The sequence below is a fragment of the Algoriphagus machipongonensis genome (assembly GCF_000166275.1).
Lineage (GTDB): Bacteria > Bacteroidota > Bacteroidia > Cytophagales > Cyclobacteriaceae > Algoriphagus > Algoriphagus machipongonensis.
The window spans coordinates 37,695-60,543 of record NZ_CM001023.1; the positions used below are offsets into that span (position 1 = coordinate 37,695).

Here is a 22,849-nt window from a genome sequence, read left to right on the forward strand (position 1 = left end):
CGAGTTTGTAGCTTTATTTTTCATACAGCAATTAGATATTATCTTGATTTAGAAGAGGGAAGAAAGTCACCTTGCAAGCTCTTTCTTCCCTTTTCTAAGAGTTTTGTTTGATATTAGAAATCAGCTAGTTCTCCAGCTACTTCAGCCCAAGACCAAGCAGTAAATACTGATTTGTCAGCTCCAACAGTGTTAGCACCGGCAGCAACTGCAGTAGCATAATCAACTGTTCCAGCTTTGAATACTGTTTCTAGATCTACGCCTTCAGCAAGAGTAGCTTCAAGGTTCATGAACTTTAAAGACCCATCAGCGAAAGTTGCCAAAGTCTTGTCACCGCTAAGTGAAAGATCACCTCTACCATCAGTAGTAGTAGGATCTGCAAATCCGAAGAAGTAAATGTTTTCGAAAGTACCTCTAGCTCCATCTCTGAAGTCTCCAAATTCTGAAACATCATTTCCTTTGATAGAACCATTCTTTAAAGTATGACCAGCATTATAAGATCCTTCAGGACCGTCGATTTCAAGCGCGTGGTCAGTCTCACCTCCAGTGATCACGATGAAGTTATCTAGCGTACCAGCCCAAGCTTGGTCAGTATCCAAAGCATCATCTCCAGCATTCCAGATGAGAGCATTCTTAACGTTTACAGTTCCACCAAACCATTCGATACCATCATCTTGATTTCCAATAACTTCAACATTTTCGATTACAGTTTGAGAACCAACGCCTCCTAAAGTCAATCCGTTGATTTCGTTTCCTTCACCGATATTAGCGCCACCATGACGGATAGAGATATACTTCAATACACCGGAGTTGTCTTCATCATCAGAACCACCGTAAAGTCCATTAGTATCGGATGGTGGAATACCTTCAATTTGAATTTCTGTAACATCACCAGCAAAAGACCCTTTTGCATTACCGAGGACGATTAATCCTCCCCAAAGACCTGATAGGTTTGGTTCCAAGTTTGGAGATACAATTTGTCCTGGTTCGATTTCATCGGCTACAGTCGTAAAAATAATCGGAGAAGATGCTGTTCCCTGCGCATCAATTTTAGCTCCTCTTGCAATGATTAATGCAGTTGCATTTGATCCAGTACCAACTTCACCTTTTACAACAACTCCTGGCTGAATTGTAAGCGTGTTTCCAGAAGTAACTGAAATTCTTCCTCCTAGGATGTAAGTCTTTCCTGTCTCCCAAGTAGTATTTGAAGAGATGTTTGAAGTAACCAATACATCATCATTTTCTTCTGGCCCTGGGTTTGGGGTAGGTTTGTCATTTCCTTCTATACAGCTTGTGAATCCGATCACAATTGCTGCAAAAGCGAAGAATAAAGAGTTTAACTTTTTCATTGAGTTATTTAATTGAATTGTGGTTTTGTCAACTTTGATGATGCAAAACTGCTCCAATTAATCAGCTCAAAAGAATTTTTCGAATTATGCTTTTTTTAAAAAAATGAACCCGAATTAATATTCAATTAATAATTCTAGCATAAAAAAAGGCTTCCTATGCAGGAAGCCCAGATAAACAGGTTCTAGTATTATTAAATTGTTACCGACTTATTAATCGGCACCTTTTCCATTAGTATTTTTATAAGGTCTCTTGTATTTATCCCATCAGCTTCTGCTTCATAATTCAGGATAATTCTATGGTTTAAGACATCTTCAGCAATTTCCTTAATATCCTCTGGCAACACATAATCTCTCCCGTCCATAAAGGCAACCGCCTTGGAAGCAAGGTTTAAATTGATACTGGCTCGAGGAGATACCCCAAACATGATATACTTGGCTTCATTATGTAACCCGTACTCTTTAGGGAATCGCGTAGCAAAAACCAGTTCAATGATATAATTTTCTAGAGGCTCAGCTATTTTCACTGCATTGATCTGACTGCGAATGTCAAAAACATCCTGTTTAGACAAGACCGCATTAACTTCATCGCTAAATGACATATTTGCCATTCTACGCATGACCTCCATCTCATCTGCTTTGCTTGGATAGTCTATATGAACCTTCATCATAAATCTATCAACCTGTGCTTCTGGTAGAGGATAAGTTCCTTCCTGATCTACTGGGTTCTGAGTAGCCAAAACCAAAAAAGGTCTGTCCAACTGGAAAGTAGTCTCACCAATAGTCACCTGCTTTTCTTGCATGGCTTCCAATAATGCGGACTGCACTTTTGCTGGAGACCGGTTGACCTCATCAGCAAGAATCAAATTGGAAAATATAGGACCTTTCTTTACTTCAAAGTCTCCAGAATGCTGATTATAGATCATCGTACCGATCAAATCAGCCGGAAGCAAATCCGGGGTAAATTGAATTCTATTAAAATCCAGGTGTAAAACTTTGGCAAGTGTGTTTACCGTCAAGGTTTTTGCCAAACCTGGTACACCTTCTAATAATATATGTCCATTAGTAAATAAGCCTATCAATAAGCGATTGACCATACGGTCTTGGCCTACGACTACCTTTTTTACTTCCTGTATTACTTCTTGAATTTTTTCCTGATGCATGGATAAGGATTTTATAACTCTGCTACGGGACTAAAATAACGTAAAAAGTCCCAAAGGACAATCTTAAATCTTAGAAGCGGTAAAGCCTCGTGTGGAAAGGAAATTTAGGATTTTTTAAGACCTTTTGGGTCTTTTCTGAAAATTCTTTGCTGACTCTTTAAAGCCGGTCAGTCCTAGCTGATGATATACAGTCTCTCGATCGAGCTCCTGAACCTCTCCCACTTTAAATCCTATAATATTGATTTTCTCCATGGATTTCCTTGCCAATCGAAGTGTTGGAAAGCCTACAGCAGCGGTCATTTTTCTGACCTGCCTGTTTTTCCCTTCAATCAAGGTCAACTCAATCCAGCTGTCTGGAACATTTTTTCTATAACGGATCGGAGGATCTCTATCAGGCAACTCTGGGGATTCAGAAAGTAACTTTGCTATAGAGGGCTTTGTCAAATACTCTTTACCATCCACTTTTATTTTAACTCCATTTCCCAAAGCTTTTAAGGATTCTGGTGTTGGAATCCCCTCCACTTGGGCCCAATAGGTGCGTTGATGCCCAAAACTTGGGTTCAGCAAATGGTGATTGAGCCATTTATCGTCTGTAATCAGTAATAGTCCTTCGGAGTCTTTATCCAATCTACCGACAGGATATACCTCTTTTGGAAAATCAAAAAGAGAGGCCAACGTCTGCCCCTCTCCTGAAAATTGACTCAACACCCCAAAGGGCTTATAAATGATAAAGTATCGTGACAATATTTTCGGATCTTAACTTCCGCAACCAATGCAATCAATGCTGGAATCCATAGGTTTCACACCATTCAATTTCATTTCTAAATTGTGAATTTGATCTCTTACTTCCATGTCTGCAAACATGTCTCCAGTAAGCTTGCTTTTCAAATCTGAAATTTGATCTTGTAACTCTTTCTGTTGTACTTCGCTCATAAAAATTCTCTTTTAAGGGTTAAAGTGATGTTCTAAAATAGCGAAGAGAGAGTGAAAAGTTCCTCCCTTCTAATAGATTTTTTTGGCAAAAATGGTTCCAAAAGAAAATCAATCACTTAAGAAGTGAAAAAAATCCAAAATGATTTCAAGTGCTTCAAGACTTTTGCTAAATAAAGTATAGTTATATTAACTATTAAATTGTTTAATTTTAGAGATTTTAGGCTTATGAATGACCCTGGCACATTTTCTCAGATTTATATCCAAATTATTTTTGCCGTAAAAAACCGGAATACTCTAATATCAAAAATCTGGGAAGAAGAATTGTATAAATATATTTCCGGGATCATTACCAATAAAGATCAAAAACTCATTGCAATAAATGGCATGGAAGATCATATTCATATATTAATTGGAATGAGGGCGTCGTGTAGGCTATCAGATTTAGTCCGAGAAATAAAAAAATCATCTACAAATTGGATTAATGAAAGAGGCTTTGCACAGAAAAGTTTTAGATGGCAAGCTGGTTTTGGAGCCTTTTCCTACACACAATCTTCTCTACCAAACATCATCTCCTATATAGAAAACCAAAAGAAACATCATCAAAAGAAAAGTTTTAGAGAGGAATACATTTCATTTTTAAAGCATTATGAAATTAAATTCAAAGATGAATATCTTTTTGAATGGATAGAATAGAACCCAACCGATTATTATTCGACCCCGATGGGGTCAGATCTTTTTTATAATCAATTATTCTATAAAGATTTGATCCCTTCAGGATTAAAATCGAATTCTTTTTTGACTTCAAATTAGATCTCAGAGAGATCAGATATTTATAGCATTTGGTTTGAAGATCAAAATTCGACCCCTAAGGGGTCGAACACCATCGTGAATATTTAATCCTATATTCATTCGATCCCTTCGGGATCAAGACCAGTTGATGATTTTGTTTAAAAACTAGATCGAAGGGAAATCAATGCATTTCGAAAATTGGCTGGTTGTAATTCTAAATTCCCGGAGAGATCAAATGTCAAAAAAAATGATCTAAACCTATCAACTGACTCGGTAAAAGTCAGGGCTCATTATTAATATCTTATCCTTTGACCATTCGATCCCTTCGGGATCAATACCAATTCATGATTTTGTTTAAAAATTTGATCAATCGGAAATCAATGCATCTCGTGAATCGGCTGGTTGTAATTCTAAATTCCCGGAGAGATCAAATGTCATAAAACATGATCTAAACCTGTCACCTGACTCGGTAAAAGTCAGGGCTCACTATTAATATCTTAACCTTTGATCATTCGATCCCTTCGGGATCAAGACCAATTCATGATTTGTTTAAAAATTTGATCAATGGGAAATCAATGCATTTCGAAAATTGGCTGGACGTTATTATAAGATCTCGGAGAGATCAAATGTCTATAAAACAGGATCTAAACCTATCACCTGACCCCGTCGGGGTCACATCTTATTTTCAAAAAATTACTTTTATGTGTATACCTCATTTATATTGGCGGATCCATTTTGAAAATGGATTTGTAACTTTGAATCTAATATTTAATAATTTCGATTTAATTAATGTCAATAAACCAACTGACATCCTTCCGTCAAGAACTACATCAATCCCCCGAAATAGCAGGAGAAGAAGAAAAAACTGCATCCAAAATCCTTTCTTTCATTTCAAAATTAAACCCAGATGAAATCATTGAAAATCTTGGGGGATCGGGTCTGGCATTTATTTTTAAAGGAAAATATCCCGGTCCACGAACCCTCTTCAGGGCTGAGCTGGATGCACTACCTATCCAGGAAACCGGCAATCCTTCCTACAAAAGTACAGTAGATGGCAAGGCTCATTTGTGCGGGCATGATGGTCATATGACCATTATATGTGGATTAGGAGAAAAAATTGCAGAAAAGAGGCCAGAAAAAGGTGAAGTAATTCTACTCTTCCAACCTGCAGAGGAAACCGGAGAAGGAGCCCGACGGATTATGGACGATCCTTCTTATGAAAAAATCAAACCTGATTTCGCTTTTGCTCTTCACAATCTCCCTGGGTTTCCACTTCACCAAATTGTTATCAGAAAAGGAACTTTCGCAGCTGGAAGTACAGGAATGACCATTAGGCTGACTGGCAAAACCTCCCATGCAGCCCATCCGGATGCAGGGATCAATCCTGCTTTTGCGATCGCTCAATTAATTCAGACACTTCCAAAATTCCCGGATCAGCTCAACGGTTTTGCTTTGGTCACTGTCATCCACTCCGAAATCGGTAGTCTTGCATTTGGAACTAGTGCTGGAAAAGGAAGTCTGAGTTTAACGATTCGGGCTTTTGATCAGGAAGAGTTGGATTCCTTGCTAGAAAAAATTGAGAAGGAAGTGGAAAGAGTAGCCACCCATGAGGGGTTAAAATTTGAGATCAGTTATTTAGAAGCATTTGCTGTCTCCAAAAATGATTCGAATGCAGCAGAAATCGCTGAAACTGCGGTGGAAGATCTTGGAATGGACATTTCACAAAAAGCAGAACCATTCCGCTGGTCAGAGGATTTTGGTTTGTTCAGTCAAACTTGTCCTTCCTATTTATTTGGATTGGGATCTGGCGAAAAATGTCCACAACTGCACGAACCCACCTATGATTTTCCTGATGAGTTGATAGAAACTGGGGTCAAGGTTTTTGAGAAGATTGCAAGAAAAATCAATTCATAAAAAAAGCCGACTCTCGTCGGCTTTTCAATTATAAGTCTGAATAGTTTGTCGGATATAATAACCTCGTGTCGTTTCGGGAAACGGTATTTTGGTATTCCGGCAGATCTTTCATTCCAGCCCAGTCAGGATCAGCTCTAAACTGGTTCCAATGCTCATCTCTGATCTCCATATTTTCATGGGTAGTCATGTACATCAAATTCGGCATATTGGCGCCAGCAATCGTCTCTCCATAGAAAATAGGACTGCAATTCAACTTCTCAAAAATATCCATCTCCCCTGAATTAAACATCTTTACCTTCTGCCGATATAGCTGTTCAGTAGCAGCTTCATAGCTACGTAATTCATACACTCTTTCATTCTTAGGATTGGTCAAATTTGACTCTGCAAACTTTGGATGCTCGGACATCCCACGTAAAATCGAAGTTTCTATTCTTTTATAAGGAGGATTGTCAAATGCTGCATGGATATATGCATCTCCGTCTTTTAAATATGTCTGATCTTTTAACAGCTTTCCTTCGAATGCTTCAAATTCACTCAAGGATTTAAACGGAATGAAAACATATACTTTTTGACCAGCATCGGGTTGCGAAGCTATTGGTTTAAACACACCGACTTTTGCCACCCCATGGCGATGGGCAGCTGGAATAAATGCTTTTTCCAGATAGCTATCCAGCATGGCTTCTTGCTCGGGAGTTTCAATATGATAGGTTTTAAGCTCATAAATGTCTCTCTTTTGAGCCATCAAGCTTGAGCTGAACATTAAGCAAAGTGCGAGAAGTCCTAAAGACAATGTTTTAAATTGTTTCATTTTCTAGGTTTTAGGTTATGAATGGGTAACTAGAGTCTAATCTAAGGTAAACTTCTTATTGAAGTGTCCTGTTTGTGGAATTCTAAGAGAAATTTAAGAATCCAGCTTACATTCTCACCTTAACCAAAAAATGAAAAACCTATCTAACAAACCATGTCTTCAGAATTGGAAGAGCCTATTAATTGAAAGAAAAATCATAAACTAAACCAACACTTGCAAAATGGATGTAGGCAAAATTATAAACCTGATCAACATCAGCTCCGCCTTCGATTAGTCTATAGCCTGCTTTGAGCTGAAGGCCTGGTTTCCATACCGGATACTGAATTCCTGCGAAAATATCCTCTGCCCTCCCTTGAGGACCTACTAAAGCATCACCTTTAAGCACTAAAGAAAGTTTGTCTTTTGGAGTATAATTCAGATTAAAGCTAACTAATGGCACAAAACCCAAGTCTGTATCCTCTGCCTGCAACTCACCTTGCGTAAGTGCAATGCGAGCATCCCTAGCCAAAATGGTAGCTCCCAAATCCAAGATCCATTGATCATTGTCCACTAAGCGATATCTATAACTGGCCCGATAGGTATTAAACTGATAGGTACCATCAATTCCTTCTCCAGAAAATAGGATTTCGGCGAAATTAATTTCCTCAAGCTGTGAATCCTGATACCCAATCTGCAAGGGTGCTGCGGTCAATTCAATGGTATGCTTATCATTAATCAGGTAACTCATTTCCAGTCTAAAAAAAGCAGTTGGCTGGGTTTTGAAATCATCCTGCAGGGAAAAAAGCGTTCCTGCATTAGAATCTCCATTAGGGACTCGAACGTCATTATACTGCGAAAAAGCCGCTCCTGACTCCAAATTGAGTCGAAATTGGGATTTGACCAAATGAGGTGAAGTGAGAAATAAAATCAAAAATAAAATTCTAAGTTGAAGCTTTTCCATTTCCTTCTTTTTCAGTTTTTAGATGTAGGATTTGAATAGACTCAATAATAAGTGCAAAGCTCTCTCCAAAAATTAGGAGTTAAGCAAACACAGGAAAACAAAAGCCGGTCAGAGCAGGCATTGTAGATAAGGAAGAGGAATATTTGAATAGTAGTGCCGGAGATTTCTATGGAATAAGAAAAGGACCTATTCCGCTAACAGAATTTGGATAAAGGAAGTATTTATGAAGGTTAAAAATATTCGGATCTTGTTTCGAGTTTATCAAGCTTTAGGTGCTTGAATTCATTCTTCCTTTGTATTTTTCAGCATGGAATTAAAAGAATTTTTCAATTGGATAAGTCAATTCATTTGTCAAAATCCATTTTGGTCAATTATTGGAGCAGTTTTTACTCCAACTGCCTTAATTCAGCTAAGAAAATTTTACCTAGAATATTTTTCAAAGATAAAAATCGAAATTATTAAGGTTTCAATTCTTTCAAGGTCAGCAAATTATAATGTACCTAGAGACAAGGTTTACTTTAGTGTTGAATCAACTGTTAAGAAAAAAACCAGAAAAACCATTCATTTAGAAAGAATAGAATGTAGAATCATTACTGACTCTATTAAAACAAATTGGTATGAAGATAATTGGGCACCAAGAAAAATAGATCTTATAAACAACAGAACAGTTTCTTTGGGCTGTAATTTTTTGGAATTACCTAATTACAACATTTACCAATTTGAAGTTCGGATTAAAGAAGATGGAACAAATAAGTATTGGTCAAAAAAATCAAAAAAATATATTCTTGAGGGCTCTCAATTGATTGAATCAAACTAAATATGAATATGGTTTTTAAGGCTTTGATAATTCAAGCTGTTCATTTTTTTTAATTGGAATGCTAGAACAAAGAACAATTGATTTAGCAGTTAAAATTTCTTCGTCTCCTTCCGGGCTATAAGCCCTAAAACAAAAAAAGCCGACTCTCGCCGGCTTTTCTAGTATTTGTTCAAAATCTTAGTTGTTCTTTGCTCTCTTCATTGGGTTGCTTCCAGTAGAAGTTCCTCTTGCAGCTCCGGAATTTTTATACAACTCAAATCGGGTCGGCTGGTATTGTCTTGGCCAGTAGTTACTGCTCTCGTCGATATCAGCTGTTTCTCTGAATGGATCCAAGACGATTTGCTTCACCTCTTTTTCCTTGGCAAATACCTTCGTCACTTCTGTTTCATTCATTCTCCAGATTTCTGCAGGGATTCTATCAATTTCTGTAGTTCCATCTGTATACTGCCATTCCAGAATAATCGGCATCACCAATCCACCCACGTTTTTGAAGTTGATTTCATAAAAATTCATATTCGAATTCAACAACTCCTTCTCTTCTGGAGAAAGGCTCGCCATGAAATTCTTATAAGCTTCCTCGTCTGAAGGAGTTACCTCAAATGGATTGTAGGTCGTATAGAAATCTCTGGTAGCAGGGTCTGCTTCGATCACTGTCTCAGGAACATCTTTCATGTTTGCCGTTTTAGAAACATTTGTTTCCTCATATTCTGCTGCTGCTTTTGCATCTGCAGCTCTCTCGGCAGGAGTTCGCTGATCTAACTTATACCAAGCGACATTTTCAATGGAGATATCCACGGGCTCAGTACCATAGAACCATCCTCTCCAGAACCAATCCAAATCCACTGCTGAAGCATCTTCCAAGGTTCTGAATAAATCGTCCGGAGTAGGGTGCTTAAACATCCATCTCCTTGCATATTCTTTGAAAGCATAATCGAATAGCTCACGGCCCATCACAGTCTCTCTCAGGATGTTCAAGGCAGTTGCAGGCTTTGCATAAGCATTTGGACCGAACTGTACAATGTTTTCAGAGTTGGTCATGATCGGCTCCAAGGTGTTTTTCTCGCTTCTCATGTAAGGAACGATTTTATGAGCTGGACCTCTTCTGGAAGGGAAATTACGATCCCACTCCTGCTCAGCCATGTATTGCATAAAGGTATTCAAGCCTTCATCCATCCAAGTCCACTGACGTTCGTCAGAGTTAACAATCATCGGGAAGAAGTTGTGTCCCACTTCGTGGATAATCACTCCGATCATTCCGTTTTTCACCGCTTCAGAATAAGTACCATCCGAATCAGGACGACCATAGTTGAAACAGATCATTGGATACTCCATTCCATTCGCAGCCTCCACGGAGATCGCTGTTGGATAAGGGTAATCGAAGGTATGGCTGGAGTAAGATTTGATGGTATGAGCCACTACGCGAGTAGAATATTGACCCCAAAGTGGATTGGCTTCCTTGCCATAATAAGACATCGCCATCACATCTTTTCCGCCTTGCTTCACAGCCATGGCATCCCAGATAAACTTACGGGAAGAAGTCCAGGCAAAATCTCTTACATTCTCAGCTTTGAACTTCCAGGTCTTCTTCTCAGTGGATTTTCCTTTTTCCAATTCCGTAGCTTCTTCTTGCGTTCTGATCACGACAGGAGCATCATAAGTCTGCTTTGCTTTGTTCCATCGATCCAATTCTGTAGAGGAAAGCACCTGGTTTGGGTTTTGTAACACGCCCGTTGCTCCAACCATATGGTCCGCAGGAACGGTAATATTCACTTCGTAATTTCCAAATACCAAAGCAAACTCTCCTCTACCTAGGAATTGCTTGTTTTGCCATCCTTCGAAATCCGAGTAAACGGCCATTCTTGGGAACCACTCAGCCATGGTGTACAGGTAGTTTCCATCTTCTTCGAAATATTCATAACCCGGACGACCCGAGATATATCCTACTCTATTCGTGATATTGAAAGACCAGTCCACACCGAAAGTAAATGAATCACCAGCTTTCAGAGGAGTTGGCAAATCAATTCTCATCATGGTATTATTCACTGTCACTGGAAGTGGATTTCCTTTGGCATCTTTTACTTCCAAAACTTTATAGCCATAGTCCTCATTTGCCCAGATAATCCCTTGAAGGGAACGAAGCGTCATTCCCCTATTGATGGAACTTTCAGCAACCTTAGGTGACTGAGAATCCGCTCCACGCTGGTTTTCCTCCAACTGTACCCATAGGTAGGTGAGTTGGTCAGGTGAATTATTGATGTAAGTGACTTTTTCAGATCCTTTGATGGATTGGTTTTCGTCATCCAATTCCACATTGATCACATAGTTTGCTTGCTGCTGCCAATACATATGGCCAGGAGCTCCAGATGCGGTTCTGTACACGTTGGGTGTGCGAAGCATTGGCCCTAGCTGCTCAAAGCGCTCCGCATGGTTTTGCTCAGATCTATTTTGAGCAAAAACACTGGTCACGCTCAACAGAGCTAAGGAAGCTATTAATCCTAATTTATTCATATTCATTGTGGGTAGTTATTTTACCAAAATTTCATTTCTAACATCAGCATGAGGGCAATGCCGAATACAAAGGAAGAGACTATCAATGTCCATTCCTTTCGGGATACTTTGGACATTTCCACCATGATAGAAGTCAATAGCAAAAATGCCGTTACGATTACGATTTGCCCAAGCTCCAGACCTAAATTAAATGCCAATAGCGGCTTCCAAATGGAGATCTCCCTTCCCAATAAACTCCTCAAATAATTGGAAAAGCCGAGCCCATGGATCAGTCCAAAGAACAAGGCGAAAATGTAATTTATTGTGACGCCTTTTCCTGAAGCTGGTTTAGGTCTTACCAAGCTAATAAATGAGGTAATGGCAATCGTAACTGGAATTAGGAATTCAATCAATTCGGTATTTACTTGAATTACCTTGAAAGTGGCCAAAGCCAAAGTCAGTGAATGACCAATTGTAAATGCAGTAACCAAGACAAGAATTTTTCTCCAGTCTCTAGGAATGAAAACCGCACAAAGGGCCAATACAAATAAGATGTGATCGTAACCTTGAATGTCCAAAATATGTTGAACACCCAAACGAAAATATAATTGAAAGGAATCCATAGGGTAGAATACTTCTTATGAAGTAAATTAGCGGCAATTATACAGGATTATTCCCACAAAAGACAAAAGACTATTACCAAATGCAACATCTTTACATATGCCTGATTTCTTGGGGATGGTTGGCTTTCACTCATCCATTTTTTATCAGTCTGACAGAAATCAGATACAATGAGAATAGCCAAAAGTTAGAAATTGCTCAAAAAATCTTTTGGGATGATCTGGAGCTTTCTATGGAGGAATATTTAGGAACCCATGTGGATGTTTTGAACAGCAGCAACAAAGATCAGCTGGACGAACAATTCCAAAAATATTTGCTGGATCATCAAAATATCAAGGTGAATGGCAAGGAAATTGAACTTTCTATTATTGGTTACGAAATTGAGGAAGAGGCTTTTTGGTTTTACCTGGAGTCGGCCCAAACTCCCTTTGAAAACTCCATTGAGGTGGAAAATTCTATCCTCATCGCCGAGCATGAAACCCAGCAAAATATTGTGCAGATCTATGTTGACGGCAAGAGTCCCAAAAGTTTGCTTTTGAGGAAAGGTCATGAAAAAGAAATCCTCCAGTTTTAAAAGAAGATTTTCTTCATACTAATTCCTCGATTTCTTCGTGTTTGAATATATACCAAGAAATAGCAATCCCTTTGATTCGAGTTTATCTAACCCTAGTATCTCTTTGTTTACCTTCTCTACTATTTGCCCAAAACTGGTCTGAAAAAGACTATGAAAGATATACGATTGCCGAATTTTACGAATTAGATGCTATTTATCAGCCCATCGACTTCGAACACATCGACAGGCCTCTTCTCCATGCAGCCATCTTTTACGTTACCAACGAAATGAGGCAAAAACGCAGATTGCCTTTGTTCAAACATTTGCCTACGGCAGAAAAAGTGGCTAAAGACCATGCAGACGATATGGTGAAATATGATTTTTACTCCCATTACAGTAAGGTGCCTGGTAAAAAATTTCTAACCGACCGCATGAAACTGGAGGGAATGGATCCTTATTGCTATGCTGAGAATATAAGTTCCAGTAATGGACTTCAATATGAATATGGTCGTAGGGTAAATCCTCCAGGCCCGAAAGGAGTTTTTACCTATGCTTCCAGATCAAGAAAGGAAGAGATTGTGCCTCATACCTATATTTCATTTGCTAGGTCTGTTTTGATTCTCTGGATGAATTCTCGAACTCATAAAAACAATATTATTAGTACCTGCTACCAGTACCTGGGATGCGCGGCTGCTTACTATGGAGATGACACTTTTTATGACATGCCTAACTTCATAAGCGTACAGTGTTTCAGTAGCGAACAAAAGTGAATTTCTATGATTTTAGTCGTTAATCCTGAAATATTACCGATAAGAAATCTGATTCACCTAAAATCATAAAAGATGCGTTCTTCCTAACCTTCTTTCCCTATTTCAGTATCTAATTGAGCAATGACACAGTTTTGTCTTGCAACTCATACGGAGAGTAAGGCTTTTCTTAAGTTTAGTTGATACCTATCGTCATTGTATAAGAGGCTCCAAGGAATTGGAGTCTCTTTTTTTATTCACTTTTTTCTCTCTTGGATCTCTAGATAACATTAAAACAAAAAAATCCGGCCTTTCGACCGGATTTTAAAAACACTTGATAAAACAGGTATTGGATTAATAACCTGGGTTTTGCTCTATAGGAGCGGTATTATTTGTTTGTAATTCAGCCAATGGAATTGGCCATACAAATAGGTTACTTGTATAAGGAATCGCGTGATCAGTAGGGATCGGCGCTGCACCCGTATAGAAATCAATGCTGGTAATAGATCTAGATGTAGCCTTCAAAGGAACACCAGCCATTTTACCCTCACCGGATAATCTGTGGATATCTGGCCATCTTCTACCTTCTGCCAAGAATTCAATTCTTCTTTCGTTCCAGATTGCAGTTAAAACACCATCTTCATTACCTAAACCAGCAACTGTATATGCAGGAACAGATGCAGGCAAAGCTCGGCTTCTTACAGTGTTCAATAGCGTTACAGCTACATCTAATTTACCCGTTCTTGCATTTGCTTCTGCAGCATTTAATACTACTTCAGCAAATCTTAAGATGACGTTAGGATCTGTGTAAGTGGTAGCATCTTGATATTTATCTGTGAAGACACCAGTAGCACTGCTTGTCGTCATGGTAGTTCTTCTCAAATCATCCTTATTCCAGAAATCAGAAGTCCAGATGATAGGGCTGATTTTCACCAAACCTCTTGCTCCCAAATCAGGGTTACCATACATAGAAGGTAAAGCTCCGTTAACACCTGGGTTTGCTTCTGCAGAATTGACAAAAGAGAAGATGTTATCAGTACTCGCGCCACCTCTAAATGGAGTTGCAGGATTTGCAGTCACCTCATACTTAGAAGTAAGTTTGTTGTATTCTGTCAATACACCTGCCCAATCACCCATATGTAATTTTATTCTTGATTTCAAGGCAATCACAGCACCTTTATTAGCTCTGAAGGTTCCACCTTCTGGCAAGAATCCTTCAGCAGCATCCAAATCAGCTAATAATTGAGTGTAATCTTCTGCAACAGTAGTTCTACCTACAGCTTCTCCTTCAGGAACTTTCGTCACATCATCGATACCGAATGTTCTATAAGGAATACCCATAGAAGAAGGATCATCAGAGTAAGGTCTAGCAAAGTGAACCAATAGTTCATGGTGAGCCAAAGCTCTTAAGAAAAGCATTTCTCCTTTGTATTCGTTACCCTGCTCAGAAGTCAAAACACCATTTGCAACAGACTCATCCAAGTTGTCCAAAATGATATTTAAGCGGTTGATCATTCTATAAAGAGAGATCCACATTCCTGAGTTGTTAGCAGAGTTAGGGCTATAAGAGCCTACATAAGTAATTTCATAGAACAACTGATCGTTGTACATATCTTCACCTCGCATATCCCCTTGCTCCACGTTGGCAGCACCAAAAGGATACCCCCTTTGTACAGCGCCTCCGTAGAATCCTCTTTGTGCAGATTCATAAACCCCAAGAACTGCTGACTCTACTCTCGCAGCGGTAGTAAACGCTTCAGAGTCAGGAATCAAGTTAGCTGGAGTCAATTCTGTTACATCACAAGCACTGGTAAATCCTGCTACAGCAAGGGCTACCAGGCCCATTTTGATATTTTTTATTGTGAATTTTTTCATAGTAATTCTTCTTTTTCGGTTTAATAATTAGAAACCTACGTTCAGGCCAAGAGTGTATGTACGAATGATTGGAGCTACGTTCCAATCCACACCGAAGCTCAACTGACCTGAGTACGAGTTAGATTCTGGATCCAATCCAGAGTAACCAGTGAAAATAAATGGATTCTGTACTTGTGCGAAGAATCTAGCATTGGAGATCGCTCCTTTAAATGCAGTTTGTAAAGCTGAAGTAGGTACAGTGTAACCCACCACGATATTTTGGATTTTTACAAAGTCTCCTTTCTCAACGAATCTAGAGTTAGAAGCAGAGTTTTGCCACATGTTTTGATCCTGACCTGAGTATAGCTTTGGAACGTCTGTTTCCTGACCACTTTCAGTCCATCTGTTTAGGATGCTTGCGTGGTTATTGGAGAAACCTTGACCCAAAAGACCTCTTACTGATTCGTTCATGATGTAGTTACCACCAGAGAATCTTGTAAAGATTTCAGCGTCAAAGTTGCCAAACTTAAAGTTGTTTGACCATCCACCTTGCCACTTAGGTAGCGTGTTGCCCAAGTACTCTTGAGTTGGTGCAGAACCTGTTACAGAAACATCTCCAGGATTTGCTGGATCGTAAGCTTTGTATCCAAGATTACCTGGTGACAAGTTGTATTGAACGATCACATCACCGGACACATACATAGGGTTTCCGTTTGCTGAGTTTACACCAGCCCACTCGTATCCATAAAGCTGTGCAATTGGATTACCTACTTCCGTTCTGTTGTAAGTACCAGTTAATGGAGAAATCAATTCATTCACTTCGTTTTTGATGAAAGTGATGTTGAAGTCAGTATCCCAAGAGAATTTTCCTCTGTTGATTACATTTGCGTAAGCTCTAAATTCCAAACCAGAGTTGGTCATAGAACCGATGTTTTGGCTGATGTTGTTTCCTGGAACACCTAGAGAAAGTGCTGTTGGGGCATCCAAAATCAAACCATCAATGTCATTTTTGAAGTAGTCAGCAGCGATTGTTACACGACCGATTGTCATGTCCAAACCAACGTTGAATTTCTTTGAAGTTTCCCACTGAAGGTTATTATTTGCTATAGCAGCATATCCGATACCTGCTCCAGCTCCACCCAAAACTGGGCTATATCCACCGTAAGCGGCGAAAGTTCCGATTTCAGTGTTACCAACTTCCGCATAAGACGCTCTTACTTTAAAGTCAGAAATCAATCCAGAGTTGAAGAATGCTTCGTCAGAAACTCTCCATCCTACTGATCCACCGAAGAACGTACCTCTTTGATTTTCAATAGCCAAGTCAGAAATACCATCGTTTCTCAAAGTGAAAGAAGCTAGGTATTTTCCTTTGTAGCTATAGTTGAATCTACCGAAGTAAGAATCGAAACCTCTTTCAGAATAAGATCCTCCAGAGAATTGGTTGTTATAAGAACCAGAGATAATGTTGTTCAATCTATAGAAGTTATCAGAGATATCAGTTCCTGAAGCATTAAAGCCATATAATTTGGTGAATTGATATTCTAAACCTGCAGTGACGTTCAAGTTATGATCATCACCAATTACAGTCTGATAATTCAAAGTGTTTTGCCAGTTCCAACGGAATGCTGGATTGTAAGCCATATAAACTGAACCATTGGAACTTCTTCCGTCACCATGTCTAGGATCAAGGGATTGGAAGTCATCGTTCATAGTCAAGTCAATACCAATTTGAGTTCTTGCAGTCAAACCAGTAAATAAGTCTACCTCACCGTAAGCATTACCAATTACTCGGTGTGTACGGCTTCTGTAAAGGTTATTGTCAAGGACAAAACCGATGTTAGGAATGTTGTTATCAGGACCGGCAAGGTTAGCACCAAAACCAGTGGTAGCACCATTGGCTGTAACGTTGTATCCATCAAATGCAGCATTTTCCTCATCATAGATAGGAACGTTTGGCAATGAACGAGTGGCATTGTAAATCGCACCAGAAAGTGAGTTTGCGCCGTTGTTCAAGCCGAAAATTTCTGTGTAAGAATAAGAAAGAGAAGTTCCAACTCTTACTGCTTTAGAAATATTGTGATCCACATTCGCTCTGAAAGAATATCTACTCAATTCATTAGGTCTTACAGGAGATTCCTGATCAGTATAACCCAAAGAGAAAAAATACTTGGTAGCCTCAGATCCACCTGCGATAGAAAGGTTATGCTGCTGAGCAAATCCTTTTCTAAAAATCAAATCTTGCCAATCTGTGTTAACACCAGGATTTGCTAGAGAAGACTGATTTGCATTCGATCTTTTTTCGTTTGCAATAGTCACCCACTCATCACCTGTCAATAAGTCAAATCTGTCAACTTCCTCGTTGAAACCCATGGAAGTGCTATAAGAAACTTTTGCTTTACCGGTAGAACCTCTTTTGGTTGTGATCAAGATCACACCGTTTGCAGCTCTTGAACCATAAATAGCAGAAGCAGATCCATCTTTCAATACTTCGAATGAAGCAATGTCAGCTGGGTTAATGTTTGATAATGGGTTCGCAGCATTGACAGCAGAACGGTCATTGCTTACCACTGGCACACCATCGATCACGATCAATGGACTTGCACTAGAGGAAATTGAGTTTACCCCACGGATTCTGATGATCGGTGCAGCACCCAAAATACCAGATGGAGTCGTGATTTGCACCCCTGGTGCTCTACCTGCTAATTGTGATTCGAAAGAAGGGGAAACCAAGTTCTCAATAGACTTGCTATCAATAGAAGTTACAGAACCAGTAATTTCTCTTCTCTCTTGTGTACCGTATCCAACTACTACAACCTCGTTCAGAACTTTAACATCTAAATCCATGACCACATCGATCACGCTATTAGAACCGATAGGCATTTCTTTGGTAAGATATCCTACAAAACTGAACACCAAAGCATTTGCTTCACTTGGTACTTCGATGGAATAAGTTCCATCAATATCTGTAATTGTTCCTTGCGTGGTTCCTTTGATTACCACACTTGCTCCTGGCACTCCATCGGGCTCCTCGGATGAAGTTACCCTACCAGTGATTGTTTTGCTTTGCGCCAAAACTGACATCACTGTCAGAAGGGTAAACGCCAAGCCTAATAAAACTTTCTTCATAGGTTGATTATTTAGTTTATTTAACTATCGTGCGGCGAATATCAATTGAAATTTTGATTTCAAAAAAAACTAAAACCTGCCTTCATTGCTCTTAAAAGGCAATTAAATATGGCAATTCGAAGAAAAACTTTTTTTTTAAGAGGTTGGGATTTTATTGTAATCGTTTTCGATATAAAACATCAATTAAAAAGTTAAAAGGTGTATTTAAATTTTGATTTTTTGGGTATAAAATCCTTTTTAAATCGTTTTTCAAAAAAATCAAATAGTTCTAAAAATTGTTTAGTTATCACTTCTCAATATAAAATTTCTTCGAAATGAAATTTTATCTAAAAATTCCCAATTTAATTCTGAGATTTATTTCCATATCCTGATTTTTAACAAAACATTATATTGTTATTTTAACTTTTTTCGGAATTAAATAATTTATTACTTTTTTTTATAAATGGCTCCTTTTTTTCAGATTCTACACCAAAAATCCAATTTATATAAATTTTTAACCCCTGAATTCCATTTTCGAACAAATTTCCCACCTTCCATTTTGCCTTATCAACAGAAAAAGATGGTTTACAACGAATTTTTCGGAAATTGTTTTCGATTCCAATACTTTAATAATATTTGGTATAGGATGTTTCTTTAAATCTTTAAAAGCCACTGTCATATGAGGATGATAATTTCTATCGCTAAGCTCATCGACTAACTTCAGCTCTCGCTTACAAAAAGTTTTTAACTCACTTTGAAAATGGTATAAATCTTTCCCCGCTTCTACGTTTAGGTAAACGACACGATCTCCAAAAGTCTTAACTCCTCCTATGACCATTTCCATGGTGTCGTAATTTTGAACAAAATCCTTTAATCGACCGATAAGAACATTTTCCTTTTGTTCATTGTAACTAAAAGGCATCTTTACAGTAATATGTGCGGGAGACTTCAGCGCATACTTTATATTAAACTCCTCTTTTAAAAGTAGCTTCAATTCAGTCACTTGATCCTGGAGTTTTCCTTCCGGAACAAGCGCCAAAAAATATTTTTGATATCTAGCCATCACTCAAATTTACCTTGAATTGCTTTGTAATGCTTAAAATCAAAAAAACTATTCGCTTTCCTCATTCAAAGCCTTAAATTGAACATTATAAACACCCAATAACTATGAAATATTTTTCTAAGGCCATGATTGGCCTCGATCTGACTGAGATGGATGATATTTTAATTGAGAAAACGATCGTTTTCTTAAAATTCCTCGGGATCGATAAATGTTACTTTGTTCATGTAGCCAAAGACTTAGCCATTCCTCAAGAAATTTTAGATAATTATCCAGATCTATTAGCTCCAGGAGATGAGTCTTTAGAGGCTATGATTAAAGATAAACTCACCCATCATCAGTTTCCTGAAAACATGGAGATGGAAGTTTTTTGTGAAGAAGGAGACCATCCTTTAGACACATTCTTGAGATGGGCCAAGATCAAAGATGTGGATCTTATCATCATGGGTAGAAAAGAAACTTTAGATGGAAGTGGTTCCTTAGCAAAAGGTATTGCTAAAAAAGCTCCTTGCTCCATCTTGATGCTTCAGGAAAAAAGAGCTCCTGGACTTCCTAAGAAAATCATGATCCCAACGGATTTTTCTGAACATAACCATATGATCTATTCATTTGGAGAACGAATCTCTGATGAGCTTCACGCAGAATTACTTCCAGTACATATGTATACGGTACCCCATGGCTATTCCAAAACCGGTAAAAGCTTTGAGGAGTTTGCCGAAATCATGAAAGAAAATGCCAAGAAAGACTTTCAGAAATTTGTCAGTAGACATAACCACCCCGAACTAGAGTGCCATTGTGTGCTAAATGATAACCAGGGGGATGGTAAGGTCTTACTGGATGAAGCGAACGAACTTGGAGTAGACATGATCCTTTTAGGTTCCCGAGGAAAATCAAAGTCTGCAGCAATTTTACTTGGATCTGTGGCCGAAAAACTTGTCATGGTCAACAATGTGCTCCCCATGCTAATCTTTAAAAAGAAAGGAGAAACCATGGGCTTCTTCGACGCACTATTCAGAATTTAAGCAGGTTTCGTCAGATAAAAACAAACCTGATCCCCTTTGCCCTCTTGGTTATACCGGAGGGCTTTTTTATGGAATTCATCCAGCGTCTCCTTAGAGAATTTTCCTTTTGCTAATTCTGGATTGAGGGGGATTCCCATTTTGTATAACTCTGTGCCCCAAAATTGAAAGCCATCAGAGTCAAATACCACATCCTCTAATTGAAAACCACAGGCTTCTGAAGCTTTTTTAAAGCCTTGGGTGGATGGGATAATCAAGTGTCTAGGAGCATCTAGCTGAACCCAGAAAGTTCCCTCCTCTTTCCAAACTTGGCTATTTGTGACTGGGGTACGAATCAACAGCTTGCCTCCGGGGTTTAACTTATTATAGCAGGCTTTTAAAATAACGTCAGGGTCTGGCATATGCTCAAATGAATGATGTAACATAATCACATCAAACATCTCATCTGCTTCTTCTATTCCCTTTTTTAATAGACTCAATGAATTGGATATGATTTGGTCTTTTGGGATAAAAGGATCAAATCCCCTAAGATTCTTAAAGCCAGATACAGACAATTCATAAAGCAATTGCCCATTTCCACAACCTACATCTGCGATGCGATCAGTGAATTTTGGCTTCAATTTTTTTAGCCAATAGCCGAAGCTTGGTTCAAATCTTTTCGAACCAGTAGCAAGGAACAATCGCATGCGAAGTTGTTTCAAAAAATTTCGCAGTGGAGGAGAATAAACAAGCTTTTGTAAGGAATAATATTGGTCGGAATAATAAGGCGAAAGATCTTCCGGAATTTCAGCAATCTGCAGAGAGCCACAAGATCCACAATCTTGATAAGTGAATTCCCCACCTATCCCAAACATGCGTTCTGTAGCTTCAACTTGGCTTAAATCCGAGGATCCACAAAACTTACAGTAATCAATCAATTTTCTATAATTTCTCCAGCTTCAAATAAATTAGCAAGGTATTGGTATACCAAAGTGAAAAATAGCCTGAATTACGAAAACCTTTCTTCAAAACTTAGGTGGGGGTAAATTCAATTCCTATTTTTGCAGATTGAAGCTAGAATAAATGAAAAATATCTATTCAAATTCCAGCTTTTTGCTTTAAATCAGAAATAAGGCTCATTTCTGAATCAAAATTAAGAAAAGAATCATCTAGGCTGATTACTTTTGGAGCTAATTATTTTCCAAACCGCTCTTTTGAGCAATTTATGAGTTTTATTACAGAATTATTTGCTGCTTCCGATAATCCCAATTCTTTGGGAGCCAAACTTCGAAATAAAAGACAAAAGGCATTTGAGAAACTTTTTTTCTCCACTTTCCCTGATAAAAAACCTATCAAAATTCTAGACCTAGGTGGTACTGCCTACTTTTGGAAAAATAGTTTTCTTCTTGATCTACCTTATGTGGAAATCACCCTTCTTAACCTCACAAAAGAGGAAGAAAATCTCCCCAAGATTAAGAGTGTTTGCGGAGACGCTACAAATATGCCTGAATACCAAGATCAAAGCTTTGACTTGATCTTCTCTAACTCGGTCATCGAGCACCTTTATAATTGGGAAAACCAGGTCAAAATGGCCGAGGAAATTAAACGAGTTGGTAAAAAGTATTTTATTCAAACTCCCAACAAGTACTTTCCAATAGAAGCACATTATGCGATTCCATTTGCACAGTTTGCTCCCAAGTCACTTATTTTTAAAACATTGACCAAGACAAAACTTAGCAGACTCAAGAAGTGGGATGAAGCTGATGCCAAACAGTATTTAGAGGAAATTGTCCTTTTATCTGAAGGTGACATGAGGAAACTCTTTGAAGGAGCTTCTATTTACAAAGAAAAAATGTTTGGTCTCACCAAATCCTTAACAGCCCATAATCTAGGCTAAATCAAGCTGATTTTCTTTGATCAGTTGGTGGATTCCATCCCAAAGCACTTTCCTTGCTTCTAAAGCCTCTCGAGCAGCATTCTTTGCCTCTCTGAATTTTTCTGGGTCTTCACCTATCAGATGACTGACCATCCTCCAAGCCAAAGGCCCATGCTCTTCCTCATCTAAGTGGATGTGGCGATCAAAGTAAAAAGAAAGTGTTTCTAGTTTCTCAGGCTGGTGTTTAACTAACCCCTCCACTAATTTTCTGAATAAATCGGGAATCAAATCTTCTCTTCCCAAAGTGAAAGAGGCTGCAATCTCATGTGCTTTACCTGATCTGACTAACCTGTAGTTTATCTTGAGAAATGTTCTGACAAATACTGGAAGATGCAATTGATCCAGTACCTCCGTAAACTCTTTTCCCGAGCTCAAACCTTCTACCAATTGATCTATTTGAAAAGTTGAAGCTCCCGCCTCTTTCATCGACCTACGGTAGAGCTCAAAATGGCTACAGAAGCCTCCCTTACCGTCTTCATCGCTTTCTTCAGCCAATACGATATCATTGATTAGTCTTGCGATAAAAGGATCTTGAGCAGGAACCCAGGGAATATTCATCCCAGTCAAGCGAACTTGCAATGCTTTTAACAAACTCATGAAATCCCAAACAGCAAAAACATGGAATTCCATAAAAAATTGGAAATCGTGTAGGGTCAATAAGTCCTGATAAAGACCATGATTCAACAGGATTTCTCTTTCTGGCTGAACTGCCTGAATCAATCTTTCTAGAGGGGTTCTCATGGGGGTTTTTGTCGAATTACGAACTAACTTCCAATTTGGAT

20 protein-coding genes are annotated in these 22,849 nt (G+C 38.6%); 7 read left to right on the plus strand and 13 right to left on the minus strand.

The window, feature by feature from the left end; genetic code table 11:
- Positions 1–113 precede the first annotated feature (113 nt).
- The 4 genes from ALPR1_RS00175 to ALPR1_RS20915 form a co-directional block, all read right to left on the minus strand.
- Entirely contained in the window at positions 114–1,346 is a 1,233-nt protein-coding gene (locus ALPR1_RS00175) for a hypothetical protein (protein ID WP_040303068.1), read from the minus strand.
- Positions 1,347–1,537: 191 nt separating this feature from the next.
- A complete protein-coding gene (locus ALPR1_RS00180) occupies positions 1,538–2,506 on the minus strand; it encodes an AAA family ATPase (protein ID WP_008197552.1) in 969 nt (322 codons plus the stop codon).
- A gap of 114 nt (positions 2,507–2,620) precedes the next feature.
- Positions 2,621–3,250 (minus strand): pseudouridine synthase, encoded by a 630-nt coding sequence (locus tag ALPR1_RS00185; protein ID WP_008197554.1) that lies wholly within the window; start codon positions 3,248–3,250, stop codon positions 2,621–2,623.
- A 12-nt stretch (positions 3,251–3,262) separates the two neighbouring features.
- The gene (locus tag ALPR1_RS20915) at positions 3,263–3,439 is read right to left on the minus strand and encodes a hypothetical protein (RefSeq protein ID WP_008197556.1); all 177 of its coding nucleotides are present in this window, start codon (positions 3,437–3,439) and stop codon (positions 3,263–3,265) included.
- Positions 3,440–3,664: 225 nt separating this feature from the next.
- Here ALPR1_RS20915 and tnpA point away from each other — a divergent pair, with 225 nt between their 5' ends.
- Both tnpA and ALPR1_RS00195 read left to right on the plus strand, forming a co-directional pair.
- On the plus strand, positions 3,665–4,132 hold the full coding sequence (gene tnpA / locus ALPR1_RS00190; RefSeq protein WP_008197558.1) for an IS200/IS605 family transposase: 468 nt from the start codon (positions 3,665–3,667) through the stop codon (positions 4,130–4,132).
- An 885-nt stretch (positions 4,133–5,017) separates the two neighbouring features.
- Positions 5,018–6,142, plus strand: a complete 1,125-nt coding sequence (locus tag ALPR1_RS00195) for an amidohydrolase (RefSeq protein ID WP_008197559.1) — start codon at positions 5,018–5,020, stop codon at positions 6,140–6,142.
- Positions 6,143–6,170: 28 nt separating this feature from the next.
- Here ALPR1_RS00195 and ALPR1_RS00200 read toward each other — a convergent pair whose 3' ends face one another.
- Both ALPR1_RS00200 and ALPR1_RS00205 read right to left on the minus strand, forming a co-directional pair.
- The gene (locus ALPR1_RS00200) at positions 6,171–6,950 is read right to left on the minus strand and encodes an NIPSNAP family protein (protein WP_008197560.1); all 780 of its coding nucleotides are present in this window, start codon (positions 6,948–6,950) and stop codon (positions 6,171–6,173) included.
- A 178-nt stretch (positions 6,951–7,128) separates the two neighbouring features.
- Positions 7,129–7,890 (minus strand): hypothetical protein, encoded by a 762-nt coding sequence (locus ALPR1_RS00205; protein ID WP_008197561.1) that lies wholly within the window; start codon positions 7,888–7,890, stop codon positions 7,129–7,131.
- 307 nt (positions 7,891–8,197) lie between these two features.
- On the opposite strand from ALPR1_RS00205, the gene ALPR1_RS00210 reads away from it, so the two are divergent.
- Positions 8,198–8,707, plus strand: coding sequence for a hypothetical protein (locus tag ALPR1_RS00210; RefSeq protein ID WP_008197562.1), 510 nt, complete (start codon positions 8,198–8,200; stop codon positions 8,705–8,707).
- A gap of 177 nt (positions 8,708–8,884) precedes the next feature.
- Here the strand turns inward: ALPR1_RS00210 and ALPR1_RS00215 are convergent, their stop codons facing one another.
- Positions 8,885–11,221, minus strand: coding sequence for a M1 family metallopeptidase (locus ALPR1_RS00215; protein WP_008197563.1), 2,337 nt, complete (start codon positions 11,219–11,221; stop codon positions 8,885–8,887).
- Between the two features lie 14 nt (positions 11,222–11,235).
- The gene (locus ALPR1_RS00220; protein WP_008197565.1) at positions 11,236–11,817 is read right to left on the minus strand and encodes a HupE/UreJ family protein; all 582 of its coding nucleotides are present in this window, start codon (positions 11,815–11,817) and stop codon (positions 11,236–11,238) included.
- An 80-nt stretch (positions 11,818–11,897) separates the two neighbouring features.
- Between ALPR1_RS00220 and ALPR1_RS00225 the strand changes: the two genes are divergently transcribed.
- Together ALPR1_RS00225 and ALPR1_RS00230 are read left to right on the plus strand one after the other, a co-directional pair.
- A complete protein-coding gene (locus ALPR1_RS00225; protein ID WP_008197567.1) occupies positions 11,898–12,389 on the plus strand; it encodes a DUF6702 family protein in 492 nt (163 codons plus the stop codon).
- Positions 12,390–12,430: 41 nt separating this feature from the next.
- Positions 12,431–13,138, plus strand: coding sequence for a CAP domain-containing protein (locus ALPR1_RS00230; protein ID WP_008197568.1), 708 nt, complete (start codon positions 12,431–12,433; stop codon positions 13,136–13,138).
- Positions 13,139–13,468: 330 nt separating this feature from the next.
- Here the strand turns inward: ALPR1_RS00230 and ALPR1_RS00235 are convergent, their stop codons facing one another.
- The 3 genes from ALPR1_RS00235 to ALPR1_RS00245 all read right to left on the minus strand — a co-directional run bounded on the left by ALPR1_RS00235 (position 13,469) and on the right by ALPR1_RS00245 (position 19,136).
- Positions 13,469–14,989 carry a RagB/SusD family nutrient uptake outer membrane protein gene (locus ALPR1_RS00235; protein WP_008197571.1) on the minus strand — a complete coding sequence of 507 codons (1,521 nt, stop codon included), beginning with the start codon at positions 14,987–14,989 and terminating at the stop codon, positions 13,469–13,471.
- Between the two features lie 27 nt (positions 14,990–15,016).
- Positions 15,017–18,094, minus strand: coding sequence for a SusC/RagA family TonB-linked outer membrane protein (locus ALPR1_RS00240; RefSeq protein WP_008197573.1), 3,078 nt, complete (start codon positions 18,092–18,094; stop codon positions 15,017–15,019).
- Positions 18,095–18,587: 493 nt separating this feature from the next.
- Positions 18,588–19,136 carry a 2'-5' RNA ligase family protein gene (locus ALPR1_RS00245; RefSeq protein ID WP_008197575.1) on the minus strand — a complete coding sequence of 183 codons (549 nt, stop codon included), beginning with the start codon at positions 19,134–19,136 and terminating at the stop codon, positions 18,588–18,590.
- A 104-nt stretch (positions 19,137–19,240) separates the two neighbouring features.
- Between ALPR1_RS00245 and ALPR1_RS00250 the strand changes: the two genes are divergently transcribed.
- Complete coding sequence (locus ALPR1_RS00250) at positions 19,241–20,155, plus strand: universal stress protein (RefSeq protein ID WP_008197577.1); 915 nt, start codon at positions 19,241–19,243, stop codon at positions 20,153–20,155.
- Here the strand turns inward: ALPR1_RS00250 and ALPR1_RS00255 are convergent.
- Entirely contained in the window at positions 20,152–21,069 is a 918-nt protein-coding gene (locus ALPR1_RS00255; RefSeq protein ID WP_008197579.1) for a class I SAM-dependent methyltransferase, read from the minus strand. The genes ALPR1_RS00250 and ALPR1_RS00255 overlap by 4 nt on opposite strands.
- Positions 21,070–21,356: 287 nt before the next feature.
- Here ALPR1_RS00255 and ALPR1_RS00260 point away from each other — a divergent pair, with 287 nt between their 5' ends.
- Positions 21,357–22,028 (plus strand): class I SAM-dependent methyltransferase, encoded by a 672-nt coding sequence (locus tag ALPR1_RS00260; RefSeq protein WP_008197580.1) that lies wholly within the window; start codon positions 21,357–21,359, stop codon positions 22,026–22,028.
- Here the strand turns inward: ALPR1_RS00260 and ALPR1_RS00265 are convergent.
- Positions 22,020–22,808 (minus strand): DUF3050 domain-containing protein, encoded by a 789-nt coding sequence (locus ALPR1_RS00265; RefSeq protein ID WP_008197582.1) that lies wholly within the window; start codon positions 22,806–22,808, stop codon positions 22,020–22,022. The genes ALPR1_RS00260 and ALPR1_RS00265 overlap by 9 nt on opposite strands.
- Positions 22,809–22,849 lie beyond the last annotated feature (41 nt).

Excerpts from the sequence above, each read along its gene's own strand:
- ALPR1_RS00175 (WP_040303068.1), bottom strand. The coding sequence starts at position 1,346 with ATGAAAAAGTTAAACTCTTTATTCTTCGCTTTTGCAGCAATTGTGATC.
- ALPR1_RS00180 (WP_008197552.1), bottom strand. The coding sequence starts at position 2,506 with ATGCATCAGGAAAAAATTCAAGAAGTAATACAGGAAGTAAAAAAGGTA.
- ALPR1_RS20915 (WP_008197556.1), bottom strand. The coding sequence starts at position 3,439 with ATGAGCGAAGTACAACAGAAAGAGTTACAAGATCAAATTTCAGATTTG.
- tnpA (WP_008197558.1), top strand. The coding sequence starts at position 3,665 with ATGAATGACCCTGGCACATTTTCTCAGATTTATATCCAAATTATTTTT.
- ALPR1_RS00195 (WP_008197559.1), top strand. The coding sequence starts at position 5,018 with ATGTCAATAAACCAACTGACATCCTTCCGTCAAGAACTACATCAATCC.
- ALPR1_RS00200 (WP_008197560.1), bottom strand. The coding sequence starts at position 6,950 with ATGAAACAATTTAAAACATTGTCTTTAGGACTTCTCGCACTTTGCTTA.
- ALPR1_RS00205 (WP_008197561.1), bottom strand. The coding sequence starts at position 7,890 with ATGGAAAAGCTTCAACTTAGAATTTTATTTTTGATTTTATTTCTCACT.
- ALPR1_RS00210 (WP_008197562.1), top strand. The coding sequence starts at position 8,198 with ATGGAATTAAAAGAATTTTTCAATTGGATAAGTCAATTCATTTGTCAA.
- ALPR1_RS00215 (WP_008197563.1), bottom strand. The coding sequence starts at position 11,221 with ATGAATATGAATAAATTAGGATTAATAGCTTCCTTAGCTCTGTTGAGC.
- ALPR1_RS00220 (WP_008197565.1), bottom strand. The coding sequence starts at position 11,817 with ATGGATTCCTTTCAATTATATTTTCGTTTGGGTGTTCAACATATTTTG.
- ALPR1_RS00225 (WP_008197567.1), top strand. The coding sequence starts at position 11,898 with ATGCAACATCTTTACATATGCCTGATTTCTTGGGGATGGTTGGCTTTC.
- ALPR1_RS00235 (WP_008197571.1), bottom strand. The coding sequence starts at position 14,989 with ATGAAAAAATTCACAATAAAAAATATCAAAATGGGCCTGGTAGCCCTT.
- ALPR1_RS00240 (WP_008197573.1), bottom strand. The coding sequence starts at position 18,094 with ATGAAGAAAGTTTTATTAGGCTTGGCGTTTACCCTTCTGACAGTGATG.
- ALPR1_RS00245 (WP_008197575.1), bottom strand. The coding sequence starts at position 19,136 with ATGGCTAGATATCAAAAATATTTTTTGGCGCTTGTTCCGGAAGGAAAA.
- ALPR1_RS00250 (WP_008197577.1), top strand. The coding sequence starts at position 19,241 with ATGAAATATTTTTCTAAGGCCATGATTGGCCTCGATCTGACTGAGATG.
- ALPR1_RS00260 (WP_008197580.1), top strand. The coding sequence starts at position 21,357 with ATGAGTTTTATTACAGAATTATTTGCTGCTTCCGATAATCCCAATTCT.
- ALPR1_RS00265 (WP_008197582.1), bottom strand. The coding sequence starts at position 22,808 with ATGAGAACCCCTCTAGAAAGATTGATTCAGGCAGTTCAGCCAGAAAGA.